Origin of the sequence: Helicobacter mastomyrinus, from assembly GCF_039555295.1 — a bacterium.
In the GTDB taxonomy this organism is placed as follows: domain Bacteria; phylum Campylobacterota; class Campylobacteria; order Campylobacterales; family Helicobacteraceae; genus Helicobacter_C; species Helicobacter_C mastomyrinus.
In genome coordinates, this window is sequence record NZ_CP145316.1 from 150,318 (window position 1) to 169,010 (window position 18,693).

Below are 18,693 nucleotides of genomic sequence, written 5' to 3' on the forward strand. Positions count from 1 at the left end.
TGTAATTCACACATTACGCTTAATTTACGAGGAATTATTATAATTTTTACAGGTATAAAATTTAAGGAGTGCAATATGCGTTATCGAAGATTGGGTAATTCAGGCATTAAAATCCCCGAAATGACATTAGGCACAGCCACATTTGGCGGTGTAGGCGAGATTTTTAAAGATTGGGGAAATACACAACTACAAGAGGCAAAAGAGCTTGTAAGCATTAGCCTAGAGTATGGGGCAAATGCCTTTGATACCGCGGATTGCTACTCATCAGGCAAGGCAGAAGAAATTTTAGGGGAAGCGATTAAAAGCCGCCGAAAGGAGATTTTCCTAGCCACCAAAACAGGTATGCCTATGGGTACAGGGATAAATGACAGCGGGACATCTTTTGCACGTATTTTGAATGCTTGCGAGGCAAGTTTAAAACGATTGCAAACAGATTATATTGATTTATATTACTTCCACTCTTTTGATGCGCTCACGCCAATGGAGGAGATGTTGCGCGCGATTGAAATCCTCATCACACAGGGGAAAATCCGCTATTTTGGGGTCTCTAATTATAGCGCGTGGCATTTGATGAAAATGCTCTCAATATGCGAAAAATACAATTTACCAAAGCCGGTGGTTCATCAAGCGTATTATTCCTTAGCAGCGCGAGAGTTAGAGTGGGAACTACTTCCGCTTGGTATTGACCAAAATATAGGCACAATGGTCTGGTCTCCTCTCTCTGGCTCTGCTCTTAGTGGGAAAATCTCGCGAAATAAGCAGCCGCCAAAGGACAGCCGATTAAGCACAGAATCTACTTGGAGCGTGCAGCAAGAAAAGCTTTTTGATATTATTGATGTTTTAGAGGATATTGCGGGAGAGACACATCATAGTGTTGCACAAATTGCCCTTGCTTGGCTGCTTACTCGCCCAAGTGTAGCGGGACTTGTGATTGGTGCGAGAAATAAAGAGCAGTTAATTGCAAATCTACAAGCAAGCGAAATTACCCTTAGTAAAGAGCATATCAAACAGCTCAATGATGTAAGTGCTGTGCGTCCTGTATATCCCTATTGGCATCAACAAGCTACAGTTCCTCACCGCGATCCTTTGTGTGTAGATATTTGTGCAAAATTAATATAATTTTTTATTCAACATCACAACCTCAACCCATCAACCTTTATCAAGGCAAACTTTTTCAATAAGTGGTGAAGTGAAGTGGAGAGTTACGCTCCTTGTAACTAATTCTATGAGTATTGAAGCATAGAAGGTTTAAAACGAGAGTAATAACAAATGTTTAAGTGGTGAAGTGAAGTATTACTATGAGTAAAAAACAGCACACATCGCCCTTTCTTTCAATATAGCTTTGTTAAACCAAATACGTTATATTATTCCTAAGATTCTAAAAAGAGCGTGTAATATGAAAAAGCACAAAAGAATGCGTTTAAGGACTCTCTTTAGATTATGGTGGATAAAACTCACATTACTTTATAAACGAAGTGATAGATTTTTTCATTTGTTAGTAGGTATGCCAAGCTATGATAAATACCTAGAACATATGCAAATCCACCACCCCGATAAGATTCCTAAAACGCAAAAAGAATTTTTTACCCAAGCCTTAGAGGCAAAATATGGCGCAGGAAGCATAAAATGCTGATAGAGAGTATCTCGCAAGGTTTGCGACAACAAAGGCTCATAATTGCTATATGCTATTAAATTTTGCCATAGTGCAATCCTGTTTTATAGAAAGTAAAGTTCTGCCTATTGCTTAAAAGTTATCGGCTTTGATGATTTGCTCAATGCAACTTATCAAGTGAGGTTGTGCGTTTCTAAGATCTAGATTTTGTGCTTTCTTGCTACCACACTTCATACTATTTCGCATTTTATGGTTGTTTGGTTTTTACTCTCGCTCTACCCTTATAAGTTTGTTCCTTAAGATATGGATTCTAGATGTTTTTTGCTATAATGTGGCCTCAATTATGTTTAAAGGATATGCAATGGCGATTGGAATGAGTGAATTGAAAAAGGGCTTGAAGATAGAAATTGATGGGATTCCATATAGAATCACAGAATATCAGCACGTAAAACCCGGCAAGGGTGCAGCATTTGTAAGGGCAAAGATTAAGTCATTTCTTGATGGCAAAGTGATTGAAAAAACTTTTCATGCAGGGGATAAATGCGAAGAGCCAAATTTAGAGGAAAGAACAATGCAGTTTCTCTATCACGATGGGAGTGCGTTTCAGTTTATGGATACGGCTACTTATGAGCAAATTGCCCTGAGTGATGACCAAGTGAGTGATGTGGCAAAGTGGCTTATTGATGGGCTAAATGTGCAGATTCTATTCCATAATCAAAAGGCGATTTCTGTTGATGTTCCACTTGTAGTGGAGCTTACCATTACTGAAACAGCCCCAAACTTTAAGGGCGATACAAGCAGTGGTGGTAAAAAACCTGCCACACTTGAGACAGGGGCAGTCGTGCAAGTGCCTTTTCACGTACTAGAGGGTGAGAAAATCAAAGTCAATACCGAAACAGGCGAGTATCTCGAAAAGGTAAAATAGTTTATTTATATCAATAGCAGGGAAAGTTTGCACTGTTTATCCTCTTGTTTTTCTCCATTTATGTTTTGTAATATTTTTGCTGTATCAAAAATATTACACAGCACATCTTACTTCCTTGTTGAAATATAACTTTCATTTTAGTTTAATTAAAGCAGTTTTTGATAAAATCTACGCCTTTATTTACCACATACTATAAAGGATTAATAATGAGAAAAGGTATTCACCCAGAATATGTGCCGTGCAAGGTAACTTGCGTAACAAGCGGTAAGCAAATTGAAGTCTTAAGCACTAAAAGCGAGTTACGTATTGATATTTCAAGCTTTTGCCACCCATTTTACACAGGCAGCGATAAAATTACAGACATTACAGGACGTGTGGAAAAATTTAAGCAAAAATATAATATAAAATAAACCTGTGCTAGCCCTTGTGCCAACCCCGATAGGGAATCTGGAGGATATTACTTTTAGAGCATTGGAGTGGCTAAAACGAGCTCATATTATTCTATGTGAGGATAGTAGGGTTAGCAAGAGACTCTTACATCTCCTCATTGAGCGTCAGCTACTCACTCTCCCAGCGGGAGTAGATTCCCAAAGCTTTATAGAATCTAAACAATTTATACCCTTTCATTCACATAATCAAAATGATATTATAGCCAATTTACAGCCAAGTATGTTTGAGAAACATATACTCTATTTGAGCGATGCGGGAACTCCCTGTATCAGTGACCCGGGCGCGAAACTTATATCTTATGCGATAGCACATCAACTTCCTTTTGATGTTTTACCAGGGGCGTGTGCGCTCAATGTCGCATTTTGCGGTAGTGGAGTAGAATCTACGCCTTTTGTGTTCGCAGGATTCTTGCCGCATAAAAAGCTAGAGCGGCATTCTAAACTTATGCAGCTTACGCATTTACGTATGGGTGAGGCATATAGCGTTATTTGCTATGAAAGCCCTCATAGAATCTTAGATACCCTTGCAGATATTGCGCTCCTTTTGCCCTCTATTCATCTTAGCGTACAAAAGGAGCTTACTAAACTCCATCAACAGCGCTATTATGGTAGTGCGAGCGAAATAAGCCAAGCATTGCAAGATTCTACCATTAAAGGAGAATGGGTGCTCGTGCTTGAAGTGAGAGAACCCTATATCACCAAAGAACAAAGAACACTTGATTATGAAGAGGTGCTAATGCTTGATATTCCACCTAAAATAAAGGCAAAGATTCTAAGTAAGATGAGCGATAGAAGCGTTAAGGAGTGCTATGAGGAAATACGAGAGGGGGGCAAGAGTGATACTTTATGGTAAGCAGCCTGTTTTTTATGCATTCAATACCTGCCCTTGGCGTATTGAGGAAATTTATTTAACTAAAGAATTGCCAAGAGATATATTTTCTCAATTAGCCAAACTCAACAAGCCTATCAAAAAACTTGATTTTAAAAAGGCTCAAGCCTTAGCGCACGGAGGTAATCATCAAGGAATCTTAGCGCGTATTACGCCACCATTGCCGGCACATTTAAATGAGTTAAAAAGTAAAGATTCTTTGCTTGTACTCGATAATGTTACTGATGTGGGGAATATCGGCTCTATTTTCCGCACTGCCTATGCTTTAGGGGTAGAGGGAGTGATAATCTGTTTGCCAAGTCTTAGTCAAAAAGCGATAGAAAGTATCGCTCGTCTTTCAAGCGGTGCATTTTTACATTTACCTTATGGAATCTTTGCAAATATTTTTGATGTCGTAAATGAGCTAAAAAATGCCAATTTCACGCTCATAGGGGCAGATATGAATGTAGGACAAAAGGGAAAAGTGGGGCAAAAATGGGCTTTATTTTTAGGGAGTGAAAATCAAGGTTTATCAGGTCGATTGAAGCACAAACTTGATACAATACTCTCTATCCAAATGGCACATCATTTTGATTCGCTTAATGTAGCTGTGGCTACTGGAATTTTAATAGATAGGATTAACTATGCAGGACAAAAATAATGTATCATTACTTGATTCAGAGCTTGCTAAACTTAAAGCTATTGGCTTAAAAGAAATTAGCAAGAGCACAAAGTTAGCAAATTCAAAGATTGAAGATGTGCTCGAGAAGCGTTTTGATAAAATCGATAGAGTAAGGGCTAAAGGATTTATTGCTATCTTAGAGCGAGAATATGATGTTGATTTGCGCGATTGGCTTCTTTTGTATGAACGTTCAAAAAATGAAGATATAAAAAGTGTCTCACAAGTCATTGCCAAACAAGATGAAGAGCAACGTGCCCAAAGATTAAAAGAAAATGCTGCTAAAGAAGAGCAAATAGCAAAAGAAAAAGAGCAAAAGCAGAATGAAGAAAAAAAACGCGAACATCAAGTACTTGATTTAGCGCTTAAAGGCAAGCCAATTGCTAAATCCGATACAGAATCTTATTCGTGGCTTTATGTTATCTTGGTTTTAATACTTTTAGCACTAATGGGATATTTTGCCTATAAGGCATTTATGCAAGACCATCAAAAGAGCAATCTAGCACCTATATCGCAGAGCAACACTCATACTTCCTCACAAGAAGATGGCTATGATGGCTTATTCTTTGATACATCGAGCATTCAGGTTGAAGCACAATCTATACCAGAGGCTGTGCAAGAGCAAGACACTCCTCAAAAAGGAGAAGCTGTATCTACGGAGAGCTCTAATGCTTACTCTAAACCTTTGCAAGAGCCATTACAGAGCCACCCTGAACAAAATTTCTTCTTCCAGCCTCAAAATACTTCTTCGAGCCAAGAAGCTCAAAAGAAAGTCATTAATGACAATATCTTGCATATTCAATCGGACTTTGATTTATGGCTGGGTGTAATTAACTTAGAAACAGGTACAAAAGAGCAGTTTTCTTATAAGAAAGAATATGATATAAAGCTTGAGGGTAAAATGCTCTTTATTATGGGGCATAGCAGTTTTACGCTTACGCTTAATGGTGAAGATATTCCACACGGGACAAAACACCCTGTAAGAATGTATTATGATGGCTCAACTTTACGCAACATAGGCTATACACGTTTCAAAGAACTTAATGGTGGTTTAGAATGGTAAGATATGTGCTATTTATGGCATTTATGCTTACTTATATATGGGCTGATGTATTTGATGATAAGGTGCGTAATCTTATAGGAGAACAAAGCTATCAGCTCAATGTTAATTTTCTTAATAAAATTTTTGCAAATAAAACGATGTATTATACAAATGGACGACTCGATATAGCTAAGATTGTATATGCGCTTAAGAGTAATGGATTGCTTACTTCGCGTTTTGGACAACCAAGTGAAGTAAAGTTAAGTTTTTCTGCACGTACTAGCCCTATTTTATTAACAAAAGTAACTAATAGTATTCTTGCTACAATGGGTTATTCATACTACGTAGTGAGCAAAGCCGAACTTTCTCAAGGTTTATCTAATATAGAATTTTCTTTTAATACTGAACACAATCCAGATATTGGCATTATTCTTGATGAACTTAGCAAGAGAGGCTTTGTCTGCCTTGATATTAATCGTATAAGTGAGCAACAATGGGAATATGTGCTAGAGGTGAATGAGCCCCGTTTGCCTAATACAAAATTTCTTGCTAAAAGTGCTACACTGAATCTACGCGAGGTATCCGGGGAGTATTGGCTTGCATTGAATGCAAATGGGGATTTGCATATCCAAACAATAAATTTTATAAAATGGAATCCCCGCGTAGTGCTTTATGATAAGAATCTTGGTATAGTAGATATAGTCGCCAATACAGGAATGAGTGCTTCAGCTAAAATACGTGTGCCTCGAGGCGTAAAGTTTGTGATGATTACAGATTATGATAGTCCAGAAAGCCTAAAAGGCGGTATTTCTGTGAATCTTAAGTAGTTTTATAAAGTAAATATAAGGAGTAAGCGATGTTTGATGAGATTGAGTTTGATAAGATAAAACGTTTACCTAAGTATGTATTTGCTGCCATTAATGAGATTAAGCTAGAAATGCGCCGCAACAATGAAGATGTGATTGACTTCTCAATGGGGAATCCTGATGGTAGTACACCAAAGCATATAGTGGAAAAGCTTTGTGAAGCTGCACAAAAAGAGAAAAATCAGGGCTATTCTGTTAGTCGCGGGATTTACAAGCTACGTTTGGCGATTTGTAATTGGTATAAACGCAGCTACAATGTGGATTTAGACCCGGAGAATGAGGCTTGTGTAACGATGGGAAGCAAAGAAGGCTATGTGCATCTTGTGCAAGCCATTGCAAATCCGGGTGATAATGCCATCGTAGCAGAGCCAGCTTATCCTATCCATTATTATGCCTTTATCCTCAATGGTGCAAATGTCTCTACCTTTGGGCTAAAGTGGAATCAGCAAATGGAGCTTGATGTGGAGGATTTTTTTAGTAATATTAAGCGCGTGTTAAGGGAGGTAATGCCCCGCCCAAAGTTTGTAGTAGTGAATTTTCCTCATAATCCTACAACCATTGTCGTGTATAAAGCATTTTATGAGCGTTTGGTGGCGATGGCAAAACAGGAGAGATTCTATATTATTTCTGATATTGCCTATGCGGAATTATGCTTTGATGGGTTTAAGACGCCAAGTATTTTACAAATAGAGGGAGCGAAGGACGTAGCCGTAGAAAGCTATACATTATCAAAAAGTTACAATATGGCGGGTTGGCGGGTTGGCTTTGTCGTGGGGAATAAAAAAATCATTCAAGCCTTGCAAAAGATTAAAAGCTGGATAGATTATGGAATCTACACGCCCCTACAAATCGCTGCAACTATCGCACTCGAGGGCGATCAATCGTGTGTAGAGGAGATTAAATTGCAATATGAGAGACGTATGGAAGTGCTGATTAAGAGCTTTGTCGAGGCTGGTTGGGATATGCAAAAGCCTAAGGCAAGTATGTTTATTTGGGCGAAACTTCCTCAATGTGTGGGTGATATGGGAAGTTTGGAGTTTTCTAAGCGATTACTTAAGGAAGCAAAGATTGCAGTTAGCCCAGGGGTAGGCTTTGGTGAGTATGGTGAGGGTTATGTGAGAATCGCACTTATTGAAAATGAAAAACGTATCCGCCAAGCCGCACGGAATCTCAAAGCATTTTTAAAACAATTTCAATAAGGGTAAAAATGTCAAAACTCATTGTAGGTATGATTGGCTTTGGCGTGGTTGGGAGCAGTGTGCTAAAGGCATTGATTGCTAATCGTGCAATTATTAATGCACGGGCGGGCAAGGAGGTTATCCTAAAGCGCGTTGTGGTGCGTGATAAAGCAAAGGCTTACAAAAAGCTAGAGGAGCTGAACACACAGGTGTTAGTAAGCGATAATGTCGATGATATGCTAAATGATAGCCAAATAGAGATTATTGTCGAGTTAATGGGCGGTGTGGGCTTTGCCTATGAGATTGCTAAAAAGGCATTGAGCGCGAAAAAGGCTTTTGTTACCGCGAATAAGGCAATGTTAGCCTATCATCGCTATGATATTGCGCATCTAGCAAATGGTGTGCCTGTAGGCTTTGAGGCGAGTGTTTGCGGGGGGATTCCCATTATCCGTGTGCTAAAAGATGGCTTAAATGCGAATCATATCCTTACTATCCGCGGGATTCTTAATGGTACGAGCAATTATATTCTCACGCAAATGCAAAATCATAAGCAGGATTTCTACACCGCACTCGAACAAGCACAGAATCTCGGCTATGCAGAAGCTGACCCTACGCTTGATATAAGCGGTGGTGATGCGGGGCATAAACTCCTTATACTTGCCTCTCTAGCCTATGGTATTAACGCCCTGCCCGAGCAGATTCTCATCGAGGGGATTGAAGGGATTATGCCTGATGACATAGAATTTGCTTGCGAATTTGGCTATACAATTAAGTTGCTTGGCATTGCGAAAAAACAAGGACACGATATAGAATTGCGCGTTCATCCCTGTATGATAAAAAAAGATGCGATGATAAGCAAGGTTGATGGCGTGATGAATGGCATTAGTGTGATTGGGGATTGTGTAGGAGAGAGTATGTATTATGGAGCGGGGGCTGGAGGTGATGCTACGGCAAGCTCTGTGGTGAGTGATATAATAGCTATTGCCAGAGGTGAGAATGCGGCAATGTTAGGCTTTGAGCGTGCCTTAGAAGATAGTAAGTATATTCGGCTAAAGAGCAAAGATGAGATATATTCACGCTATTATATACGTTTATATGTGAGCGATAAACCCGGTGTGCTAGGGCAGGTATCACAGATTCTGGGGAGGCACAATATATCTATTGGTGCATTTTTGCAAAAAGAAACCGATGATAAAGATGTCGCAAAAATGCTGCTTTCTACACATCATTGCTATGAAAAAAATGTCAATCACGCGCTAAATGAGCTAGAATCGCTCCCTTCTATCGTGCAGAAGCCCTATAAAATGCGCCTTGAAGATTAGCTAAATACAATGAGAGATGAAAATGAGCCGCAAAAAGGGTGATTTAGCAGAGGAGAGTGCTTGTATATTTTTGCGTGAGAGGGGCTTTGAGATTATAGAGCGGAATTTTCACGCACGATATGGTGAGATTGATATTATCGCTTTTAGAGATGATGTGCTGCATTTTATTGAGGTTAAAAGCGGTAAAAACTTTGAGCCGCTTTTAAATATCACGCCCCTTAAACTTACAAAACTCACAAAAGCTATAGGGCTGTATTTATCCACACATAATATAACAAAGGCTTACTGCCTTGATGCCTTGATTATCAAAAATGGCAAATGCGAATTGATTGAAAATATCACCTTGTGTTAAGATCGGTTTGGTTTTAGAAGTAGCAAGATTCTATCTCTTTAGCCAAATGCGCCATATCACCCTTTGCCTTAGCAAATTCTACAATCTTGCCGTGGAACCGCGCGAAAATCTGCGCTAAACTCATATCCTGCGGGTATAGTTCATAGACTAAGTTAAGATTCTCCCTCACGCCTTCCTCACAGAATCTTCTTAATTCCTCATAGTCCTCTATCTCCCTACCCAAATGACATAGTAGCTTATAGGTATATCTATCAACAACCATCACTTCCCGCAAACACGCATAGTTGAGTATCGCATATGCACTCTCACGCCCTATGCCCTTTTGTGCAAGTAGCCATTCACAATCCACATTTTGCCTAAAGTTCTCAAAGCTCCCAAAATCGCTTAATATTGCTCGTGAAAGTTTGATAATATAGGCGGATTTTTGCCGCTGTAAGCCAATGATATGGGATTGCAATACCATAGAATCCACCAGTGCCATAGATTCTAAATCCATTTGTGAATCTCCGCTTAGAATTCCCGTATTTTGCATAGAATGAAGCATTCTCTCTACATTGCTCCATTGCGTATTTTGCACTAAAATCGCCCCTAACACAACTTCAAAATGCCCGTGATTTGCCCACCACCAGCTTGGCTTATCATATAGCAAATGCTTTTGTTTTAGTGCTTTAAGTAAGCTAAAGCTTGATTCTAGCATTCATTATCCTTATAAATATCTTGTGTTTCCCTCAAATCCTGTGCTTGTGAGAAAAACGCATTTATAAGGCTTTTAGCATAGCTGCTTTGCGGAGCGGCAAAGACTTCTTTGCTCTTGCCCGATTCTACCACTTGCCCTTTGTGCAAAATCAATATATTATCGCTCAAGGCGCGGAGTATTTCTAAATCATGCGTGATAAAGATATATGCCATACGTAGCTGCTTTTGCAGGGATAACAAAAGCGTAAGGATAAGCTTTTGGGAGCTTTTATCAAGGGCAGAGGTAGGCTCATCAAGGAGCAAAATATCAGGTTTTCTCACAATAGCACGGGCGATGGCTACGCGTTGCTTTTGCCCTCCGCTTAGCTCGAAAGGATAGCTTTGGGCATGATATGCGCTTAATCCCACAGATTCTAAAGCCCATATCACTTTATCTTTATATGTTTCAAATCGCCCTCCCAACGCCTCTGCGATAATATCCCCCACACAGAATCTTGGAGAGAGTGATGAAAAAGGATCTTGAAATACAATGCTAATTTTTTTTCTTAAAACTTTTGTCTCAACTTGCGTATTGTGCAAATACAGCTCTCCTTTTATTTCAAGTAATCGCAATATACCTAGTGCAAGGCTTGATTTACCACTACCACTCGCTCCAGCTATGCCTAGAATTTCCCCACTTCTCACATTAAAGCACACATTTGAAACCAATGTCTTATAATGTATCTTGAAAAATTTCCTTTGACTCACTTGCACATCAAAATGCATTGCCCTTAAAGTCGAATCTGTATCTACAAATGTGGTGTTATCTCTGTGAGGGAGGTTTAAAGATTCTATAAGAAATGTCGTGTATTGGTGTTTAGGCTTGTGAAAAATATCTTTTGTAGAGCGAGATTCTATTATTTTGCCATCTTTTAGCACGGCAACCTTATCACAAAACCCTCTCACAACACCCAAATCGTGGCTAATAAACAAAATCGCGCTTTTTGTGCTTAAACGTAAAAGCATGTCCATAATTTGCTTTTGCACAAGGACATCAAGCGCAGTTGTAGGCTCATCACAAATAAGCAAAGCAGGATTATTGACAATACTCATCGCTATGGCTACGCGTTGCTTTTGCCCTCCGCTTAGCTCGAAAGGATAACGTTCAGCAAGGTTTGCATTCAAACCCACAAGGCTTAGAAGTTCTTCTAGTCTCTCTTGTGCCTTTAGATTCAATGCCTTGCCACGCAAATGCGGGTATAGCACATCGCTATGGAGATAAAAGCTCTCTAAAATTTGTTTGTCTACCTTATGGAGTGGATTAAGGCTTGAGAGTGGCTCTTGGGGGATATAGGCAATATCCTTTCCACGTAAAAAACGCATTTGCTTTGAATCTAGTCCTAAAAGACTTGTGTTATTAAAGCATATATCGCCACTCTGCACGATGACATTGCTTTGTAGCTTTAAAATAAGCTGTGCAAGCATACTTTTGCCCGAGCCAGATTCTCCAACCAAAGCGACTTTTTCCTGTGGTGCGATATGTAAGGAGATGTTATCCAAAGCAAAATGATGAGAATGTGCAAAAGTAGCACATAAATTATTTATCTTTAGCATAATATGCCCTTATTATTGCCTACGCTGTTTGTAAGCGTGGATAAACACTTCGTCCGTATGTGGCTAAAGCCACCGCGTAGGTCTTGCTCGTGTGGAGTAAATCCACACTCATGCCTAAAGTTTATACACTGATAACCGCGCTTTGCTTGGTTATCAAGGGCATTTTTAAAGATTTTCATCATTTCTCCTCGATTTTGTCGCTAAAGCTTCCAGCGTAGGTCTGCTTCGCAGGTGTAAAATTTGCTTCGCACCATGCAGTCCTTTTGCAAAAAAAGACAAATCTCGCAGCGGTGAAAGCGCGAGGATAAAACGATACACTTAATAACCGCACTTCGTTTGGTTATTAAGTGAGTTTTAAAGGTTTTCATTATGCCCTCCGCTGTTTGCGATTTTATCGCTGTGTTCTACCTTATTTGCCGTATTTGTATCATTTAAATGCACTTTGATATACGGGTCAAAAGCATCACGCAAACCCTCACCGATAAAAACGAGGATTGAGAGTAGCACACATAGCGCAACAAACGCTGTGATACCTAAATGCGGGGCGGTGAGATTGTTTTTACCCTGTGCGAGAAGTTCCCCCAAACTTGGGCTACCCACAGGCATACCAAAGCCCAAAAAATCAAGGCTACTTAATGTGGCAATACTTCCTGCCATAATAAAGGGCGTGAAAGTAAGCGTAGCACTCATCGCATTAGGCAAAATATGCGCAAACATTATTCTCACATCACTCACACCCATAGCCTTTGCCGCGCGGACATACTCTAGATTCCGCGCTTTTAAGAACTCCGCGCGGACAAGATTTACAAGCACCATCCACGAAAAAAGTAGCACCACGCATAGAATCCACCAAAAATTCGCCTCAAACACACTTGAAATGATGATAATCACAAACAAAATAGGTACAGCATTGAGAATTTCAATGATTCTCTGCCCTACCAAATCCACTCCTCCGCCATAGTAGCCCTGCACAGCCCCCGCGCACACGCCAATCACCACGCTACATACAGACAAAATTAACGCAAATAAAATGGAAATTCTATACCCATAAATCAGCCGTGCAGCGACATCTCGCGCCTTATCATCTGTGCCAAGTATATGTTTGGAATCCGGAGGGCTAGGGGCTTGTGTGTCTAAATCCATAATGATGCTATTATAGCTATATGGGATAGGTGCATAAATGACAAAAGCATCCTTTAAAAGCTCTTCCCTCACATAGTTATCAAGGTAATCACACCACGTATCAAAATCCCCACCAAAAGCCGTTTCGGTATAATTCACAAACACAGGAAAATACATTTTAGAATCTTTGTAGATAAAAAGCGGCTTGTCATTAGCGATAAATTCTGCTCCCACACTCAAAACAAAGAACGCAATAAAAAGTATCAATGAGTAAAATGCACGTCTATTCTGCTTAAAGACTTGATAGCGCACTTGAAGTATGCGTTTGTCAAACATTTTTGCCCCCAAAGTGGATGCGTGGATCAATGAAGTAATAGCAAATATCAGTGATAATCCCTAATGCTAAGGCGATAAAAGTAAAAATATAGAGTGTGCCAAAAACGACAGGATAGTCACGATTCACCACACTTTCATAGCCTAAAAGCCCCAATCCATCAAGGCTAAAAATAATCTCTATAAGCAAACTCCCACTAAAAAACGCCCCCACAAATACCGCAGGGAATCCGCTCACTACTAAAAGCATAGCATTGCGGAAAATATGCCTGTATAAGATATGATTTTCACTCCCACCCTTTGCCCTCGCACATACCACATAACTTTTATGAATCTCCTCTAAAAAGCAGTTTTTGCTTAGCATACTCAATGTGGCAAAGCCCCCTATACTAATACATAACACGGGCAAACACAAATGCCATAGATAATCTTTAAGCTTCCCCCAAGCGCTTAGATTCTCAAAATGATCACTTACTAGTCCTCGCAAAGGAAATAGCTCAAAATAGCTCCCCCCACAAAAAAGCACGATAAGCACCACGCCAAACATAAAGGCGGGAATGGCATTAAGCACGACAATGACAATGCTACTTATCACATCAAAGCATGAGCCATGCCGCACTGCCTTAGCAATGCCTAGTGGAATACTAATAAAATAGATAAGCAATGTGCTAAAAACCCCAAGCGATATAGACACAGAGAGCTTTTGAACAATGATAGACAACACACTCTGCTGTGCGTAAAAGCTCTCGCCAAAATCAAAACACACAAAACGCCACAGCATTTGCACATAGCGCTCACCCAAAGATTTATCAAAACCATAGAGTTTTTTAATCTCCTCGATGAGTTCAGGCTCTAAGCCTACGGAACCTTTGTAGAGAGCGTTTGAGCCTGTTGAGGCTTCGCTTAAATGCCCAAGATTCTCTATTTTAGCGATAGTCTGCTCCACAGGACCACCAGGAGAGAGCTGCATAAGCAAAAAATTAATGCTCATCACGCCTATGAGTGTGGGGATAATGAGTATTAATCGTTTGACAATGTAGCTTAGCATTATTTCTCCTTGTATCAATCGCGTAGATTCTACATAGAGATTCTACATAGAGATTCTAAACCTCAAAACTTGATAAGCAAGGTAGTTACAACTCTATTCTTTTAGGCGCATGTGAGCTTTGCCCTCACACTTGTAAGATTTTTCTAAAGACGATTTACTTTGCAAACGTGGAGTAAGAAGGCAATCTAGCGAACACTCCGTACGAATGGAGCGACTACATCCCAATAGCAATTATGAGCCTTTGTTGTCGCAAACCTTGCGAGATACTCTCTATCAGCATTTTATGCTTCCTGCGCCATATTTTGCCTCTAAGGCTTGGGTAAAAAATTCTTTTTGCGTTTTAGGAATCTTATCGGGGTGGTGGATTTGCATATGTTCTAGGTATTTATCATAGCTTGGCATACCTACTAACAAATGAAAAAATCTATCACTTCGTTTATAAAGTAATGTGAGTTTTATCCACCATAATCTAAAGAGAGTCCTTAAACGCATTCTTTTGTGCTTTTTCATATTACACGCTCTTTTTAGAATCTTAGGAATAATATAACGTATTTGGTTTAACAAAGCTATATTGAAAGAAAGGGCGATGTGTGCTGTTTTTTACTCATAGTAATACTTCACTTCACCACTTAAACATTTGTTATTACTCTCGTTTTAAACCTTCTATGCTTCAATACTCATAGAATTAGTTACAAGGAGCGTAACTCTCCACTTCACTTCACCACTTATTGAAAAAGTTTGCCTTGATAAAGGTTGATGGGTTGAAGCCCTCTTTTTGTGTAACCTTAAGATTCTCTATCCACGCTGTCCTAGTTCACTGAAATGATTCTCAAAAATAAAATAGCGATGCCCTCCGCCATAGTTGAGGGCAAACTTTTGATTATTAAAGGTTCTCCCTCAACTTCAATAAGCAGACAGAAATAACGCTAATAACGTTTTATTGCTATTTTTTATTATGATTAAGATGATAGCCTAAGCCACTTTGCAAATAAAGTGTGTGAGGGGTGTTAAGGTTTTTAGCATATTATACCCAGCCATTGAATCATTTATTGTTGCAAACTGCGTCCATCCCTATCGAGATTATCAGGATCTAAAATAATGCCTGTGTAGATTCCTGGCGCATAGTCAAATCTTAATGTTTCATCGCTCCCTCCTTAATATCCTATACCAAATTGTAAGCCTGCATAGCTTGTGTTTGAAGATAGGTAATGCACCACTGTACGTGCATCTTTTGTCACACCTGATTTATCGCTATCTACAGGAATACTAATACTCACGCCATCACTTGTCCGTTGCTTTTGAAATGCATAAACATACGAATATAAAATATGTTTTTGCTTACATAATATCTCGCTCTCGTGCTTAAACGCAGTCCATAGCCACTTTTGGTAGAAAGAGTATACTTTGAATTGCTATCATCAATAACTACCATTGTAGCGCTTAAGCCTATATCATAAGCAAGGGGATATTCAAAAATCCAAGTGGAGTTTAAGGCTATATTGCCTCGCACTTTAATGAGTAATACATTCGGCAAATCCCAAAAAACAGATGTATTGCCAGAATTATTTGCATATTTTGTTCTTTTATATCCTGTGCTCATATAGAGTGGTTTATCATACTTACGTCCTGCAATGTAATAGTCTACGTAAAATTCAAAATCAAAAAAAGGTATAGCCCCTAGGGATAGTTGTGGTAAGCTTTTTTGCACCTTGTAAGAGATAAATATCATTAGTATTGCCTATACTGGCTCCAAGTGTCTCGTCATAGCCCAATATAATGCCATTTTGAAAATTGTAATTATAAGCTGTGCGTTATCTATGCGACTATCTCCTGCAATATGGTGTAAATACGCACTATTAATCCCTATCCGTGAGAATCCTCCACTCTATGTCTCAATTGCCCAAGGCGTCTAATAGAATCTTATGAAGTTATACAAAAAAGTTTTTCCTTTATCGCTCAGGGATACACTCTTCACTCCCCCCCCCCAGCAAAAAAATATTAAGAAATGCTATCGATATAGCCCTAAAAAAATAATAAGTCTTCATAGATAATCCTATCACTTTCTCACTTAGTTTTCATAGCATAAATATTAAAAAAGAAGACATTCCGCCAACCTACTCTCTCATTCCGCACTTGTAAAACCTCTTAAAAACCATCATAGGACAAGAGTAATGCAGTAAGCAATTATAACAGGAAGGGGGTGAAGCATACATTACTGAGCTAATTCGATACCTGTGAGTTAACACGAGTTCATACTTCTGTATTTAAAATCTTCGCTAGAGCATTCCTATCATAAATGGTGCAATAGAATTGTAACAAGTATCAACAATTAAAAACCTCATAACTTCGTGCCAAAAACATCTTTGCATTTAAGCAATAATTGCAAATAACAAATATAATGAACATTTTTATAAATAGATTCTAATGCTTACAAACCATAAGGGGGTCATTATGGAAGAGACTAAATCATCTCGTTTGCAATATTTTCCTGTGATGATATTTGCTATCATAATGGGACTTGGAGGGCTTACACTAGACTATAAAAAGCTACTGAAGTGCTTTCTTTTCCGCCCATTTTATTTCAGTTTCTTTGTGTCATTGTTTCAACTCTTTCATTGATTATTTTTTGCTTTTATATACTTAAACTTTTGAAATATCCGCAAGCCATTTTGAGTGAATTCACTCACCCTGTAAAACTCAATTTTTTTGCTGCAATCTCTATGTCGGCTTTACTTCTTTCAAATATATTTCACAACATTACCCCTCTTTCTCACACGCTTTTTTCCCTTGCTGCAGGATTCCAAATCTTCATCGCCCTTTATGCCATTACTTATTGGCTTAACAAAGATATAGAATTTGCGCATTCTAATCCTGCTTGGTTTATTCCCGTTGTTGGGAATCTCCTTGTAACAACGGCTGGGGTAGGATTTGCCAATCACACTCTCTTGATGTTTTTCTTTTCCTTAGGAATCTTTTTTTGGATTATCCTTACGGCAATTTTATTTAATCGCATTATTTTTCACGGAATGTTAGCCCAAAAATTTCTCCCCACACTTGCTATTTTTATCGCTCCTCCTGCTGTTGCAATGCTAGGTTATCTTAGAATCAACAATGGAGAATTTGATTTATTTGCTGAAATTCTTCTAAACATTGCTGTTATTTTTACCCTTATCCTCTTTGCCCTTGCAAAAAACTTCTATAAAATCAAATTTTTTATCTCGTGGTGGGCGTTTACCTTTCCTTTTGCTGCCCTCACACTAGCACTCCTTGTAGCATATGAAAAAACCTCTATCTTGCTATATTATTTCTTGTGTTTCCTTTCTCTTATACTCACAACCTGTATTATCCTATTTGTAGGAATAAAAACAATACAAGCAATTATCTTAGGGGAGATTTGGAAAGAAGAGTAACTCTATATTATAAGTAACCCTTTATATTTTCAAAGCAAAAAGTTCAAAACCTTAACAAGATAGAACCTATCTCAATAAATTTCCTATTCAAATATAAACAAAGTAAAAATAAAAGCCTTTACTTTATTCTAAGATTCTTTATATAAAACCACACATCTTCACAACAACTTAAAAGCAAATAATTTATTTATAAATCCTTCATACTATCCAAGTAAAAACGCTCTTTTCTCTTATAAAAACATTACTTTCGCTTATAAATTTAAGTTTTAAGATTACGCATTTAACCCCATAATCTTTAAAAATTTAATCCTTATAAATCCACTATGAAAGTAAAACCAATTAGGCTTTATCTCCTTTTATCAATATTACAAATACGGCTACAATAAAAAAGCCCAATCTCTGCAAATATTTTATATATTAAAAATGGAATTTGTATAAAATAGTAATGTAAAAAATCTCTAAGAAAGCAGTAAAAGAAGTATTCCCCTATCCCTGCATCGACCTACATTCCCACACTTGAAAAGTGCAGTATCATCGGCGAAGAGAAGCTTAACTGCTAGGTTCGGAATGGAGCTAGGTGTTGCCTTCTCTCTATAGACACAAGAAAAAGGGAAATAAAAGCATAAGCTACTAAGGCTTAATCTTTATTAAAAGATTAAAGCAAAGCTAAGATTGAGCCAACCCTACTTTATAAAGGTTTAAAGCTAAACTTTTTAGTGCTATTGAGGATTTGCTCACTCTGTAGAGATTCTTCACTCTAAAAACCTTGCTCTCTTTAAGAAGCAGAACAAAGCCTTGCGCTTATTCTTAAAAGCATTTTAAGCTTCAAGGTTTCTACTATTCAAGCTCTTAGAATTGTGATACCTTATAGAGATATTAATCTATGCTCTTATTTCCATTTTTCTTTAAGGATTGCTTTACAATCTTTTTGTAGGCAATGAAGTGCTTTTTTGAGGTAAGAGTATGAAGGAGGATATATCACTTCTCTCTTTATCTATAAAAAGCAAGACTACATTCAAGGCTTAAAGTTAAGAAATGTAGCTAACTCTAGTCTTAAAATAATAGCTTATGCCTCACCATAAATATCTTTACTTTGATAATCGATAATCATAGCTTAAGATTTTTATGCTCTCCTTAAGTCTTTAAGGAAATACATTGTTAAAAGCCTTTTAGATAACTACTCTTGCTTCTCTCCATC

Annotated in this window: 20 protein-coding genes and 1 rRNA gene; 13 read left to right on the forward strand and 8 right to left on the reverse strand. The window is 38.4% G+C overall.

What is annotated here, in order from left to right:
• The first annotated feature begins 75 nt into the window (after positions 1 to 75).
• From V3I05_RS00815 to V3I05_RS00865, 11 genes are all read left to right on the forward strand, one after another.
• Complete coding sequence (locus tag V3I05_RS00815) at positions 76 to 1,119, forward strand: aldo/keto reductase (protein ID WP_300448894.1); 1,044 nt, start codon at positions 76 to 78, stop codon at positions 1,117 to 1,119.
• A 295-nt stretch (positions 1,120 to 1,414) separates the two neighbouring features.
• Positions 1,415 to 1,633, forward strand: coding sequence for a KCU-star family selenoprotein (gene kcuS, locus V3I05_RS00820; protein ID WP_300448921.1), 219 nt, complete (start codon positions 1,415 to 1,417; stop codon positions 1,631 to 1,633).
• 340 nt (positions 1,634 to 1,973) lie between these two features.
• Entirely contained in the window at positions 1,974 to 2,537 is a 564-nt protein-coding gene (efp, locus tag V3I05_RS00825) for an elongation factor P (RefSeq protein ID WP_295702205.1), read from the forward strand.
• A gap of 206 nt (positions 2,538 to 2,743) precedes the next feature.
• On the forward strand, positions 2,744 to 2,947 hold the full coding sequence (gene rpmE, locus V3I05_RS00830) for a 50S ribosomal protein L31 (protein WP_295702203.1): 204 nt from the start codon (positions 2,744 to 2,746) through the stop codon (positions 2,945 to 2,947).
• A gap of 4 nt (positions 2,948 to 2,951) precedes the next feature.
• On the forward strand, positions 2,952 to 3,839 hold the full coding sequence (gene rsmI / locus V3I05_RS00835; protein WP_300448889.1) for a 16S rRNA (cytidine(1402)-2'-O)-methyltransferase: 888 nt from the start codon (positions 2,952 to 2,954) through the stop codon (positions 3,837 to 3,839).
• Positions 3,796 to 4,515, forward strand: a complete 720-nt coding sequence (rlmB, locus tag V3I05_RS00840; protein WP_300448886.1) for a 23S rRNA (guanosine(2251)-2'-O)-methyltransferase RlmB — start codon at positions 3,796 to 3,798, stop codon at positions 4,513 to 4,515. The genes rsmI and rlmB overlap by 44 nt, the downstream gene beginning before the upstream one ends.
• Positions 4,499 to 5,596, forward strand: coding sequence for a hypothetical protein (locus tag V3I05_RS00845; RefSeq protein ID WP_343353706.1), 1,098 nt, complete (start codon positions 4,499 to 4,501; stop codon positions 5,594 to 5,596). Before rlmB ends, V3I05_RS00845 begins: the two co-directional genes overlap by 17 nt.
• A complete protein-coding gene (locus V3I05_RS00850; RefSeq protein ID WP_300448879.1) occupies positions 5,590 to 6,402 on the forward strand; it encodes a hypothetical protein in 813 nt (270 codons plus the stop codon). The genes V3I05_RS00845 and V3I05_RS00850 overlap by 7 nt, the downstream gene beginning before the upstream one ends.
• Positions 6,403 to 6,431: 29 nt before the next feature.
• A complete protein-coding gene (locus V3I05_RS00855; protein WP_343353707.1) occupies positions 6,432 to 7,640 on the forward strand; it encodes an LL-diaminopimelate aminotransferase in 1,209 nt (402 codons plus the stop codon).
• A gap of 8 nt (positions 7,641 to 7,648) precedes the next feature.
• Positions 7,649 to 8,941 carry a homoserine dehydrogenase gene (locus tag V3I05_RS00860; protein ID WP_300448873.1) on the forward strand — a complete coding sequence of 431 codons (1,293 nt, stop codon included), beginning with the start codon at positions 7,649 to 7,651 and terminating at the stop codon, positions 8,939 to 8,941.
• Between the two features lie 22 nt (positions 8,942 to 8,963).
• Positions 8,964 to 9,293: a YraN family protein gene (locus V3I05_RS00865; RefSeq protein WP_300448870.1), complete on the forward strand. Its 330-nt coding sequence runs from the start codon at positions 8,964 to 8,966 to the stop codon at positions 9,291 to 9,293.
• A 13-nt stretch (positions 9,294 to 9,306) separates the two neighbouring features.
• On the opposite strand, the gene V3I05_RS00870 is transcribed toward V3I05_RS00865, so the two are convergent.
• From V3I05_RS00870 to V3I05_RS00900, 7 genes are all read right to left on the reverse strand, one after another.
• Positions 9,307 to 9,990, reverse strand: coding sequence for a 3-methyladenine DNA glycosylase (locus V3I05_RS00870; RefSeq protein ID WP_295702187.1), 684 nt, complete (start codon positions 9,988 to 9,990; stop codon positions 9,307 to 9,309).
• Entirely contained in the window at positions 9,984 to 11,582 is a 1,599-nt protein-coding gene (locus tag V3I05_RS00875) for an ABC transporter ATP-binding protein (protein WP_343353710.1), read from the reverse strand. The genes V3I05_RS00870 and V3I05_RS00875 overlap by 7 nt, the downstream gene beginning before the upstream one ends.
• A complete protein-coding gene (locus V3I05_RS00880; protein ID WP_295702183.1) occupies positions 11,576 to 11,761 on the reverse strand; it encodes a hypothetical protein in 186 nt (61 codons plus the stop codon). Before V3I05_RS00880 ends, V3I05_RS00875 begins: the two co-directional genes overlap by 7 nt.
• Positions 11,762 to 11,936: 175 nt before the next feature.
• Positions 11,937 to 13,040, reverse strand: coding sequence for an ABC transporter permease (locus V3I05_RS00885; RefSeq protein WP_300451852.1), 1,104 nt, complete (start codon positions 13,038 to 13,040; stop codon positions 11,937 to 11,939).
• A complete protein-coding gene (locus tag V3I05_RS00890; RefSeq protein ID WP_300448862.1) occupies positions 13,033 to 14,085 on the reverse strand; it encodes a microcin C ABC transporter permease YejB in 1,053 nt (350 codons plus the stop codon). Before V3I05_RS00890 ends, V3I05_RS00885 begins: the two co-directional genes overlap by 8 nt.
• A 273-nt stretch (positions 14,086 to 14,358) precedes the next feature.
• Positions 14,359 to 14,577: a KCU-star family selenoprotein gene (gene kcuS / locus V3I05_RS00895; RefSeq protein WP_300448921.1), complete on the reverse strand. Its 219-nt coding sequence runs from the start codon at positions 14,575 to 14,577 to the stop codon at positions 14,359 to 14,361.
• Positions 14,578 to 15,358: 781 nt separating this feature from the next.
• Positions 15,359 to 15,814 (reverse strand): hypothetical protein, encoded by a 456-nt coding sequence (locus tag V3I05_RS00900; RefSeq protein WP_295702304.1) that lies wholly within the window; start codon positions 15,812 to 15,814, stop codon positions 15,359 to 15,361.
• A 722-nt stretch (positions 15,815 to 16,536) separates the two neighbouring features.
• Here V3I05_RS00900 and V3I05_RS00905 point away from each other — a divergent pair.
• Together V3I05_RS00905 and V3I05_RS00910 are read left to right on the forward strand one after the other, a co-directional pair.
• Positions 16,537 to 16,704, forward strand: coding sequence for a hypothetical protein (locus tag V3I05_RS00905; protein ID WP_300859537.1), 168 nt, complete (start codon positions 16,537 to 16,539; stop codon positions 16,702 to 16,704).
• A complete protein-coding gene (locus V3I05_RS00910; protein WP_343353712.1) occupies positions 16,641 to 17,495 on the forward strand; it encodes an SLAC1 anion channel family protein in 855 nt (284 codons plus the stop codon). Before V3I05_RS00905 ends, V3I05_RS00910 begins: the two co-directional genes overlap by 64 nt.
• Positions 17,496 to 17,984: 489 nt before the next feature.
• Here the strand turns inward: V3I05_RS00910 and rrf are convergent.
• Positions 17,985 to 18,100, reverse strand: a 5S ribosomal RNA gene (gene rrf / locus V3I05_RS00915).
• Positions 18,101 to 18,693: the final 593 nt, after the last annotated feature.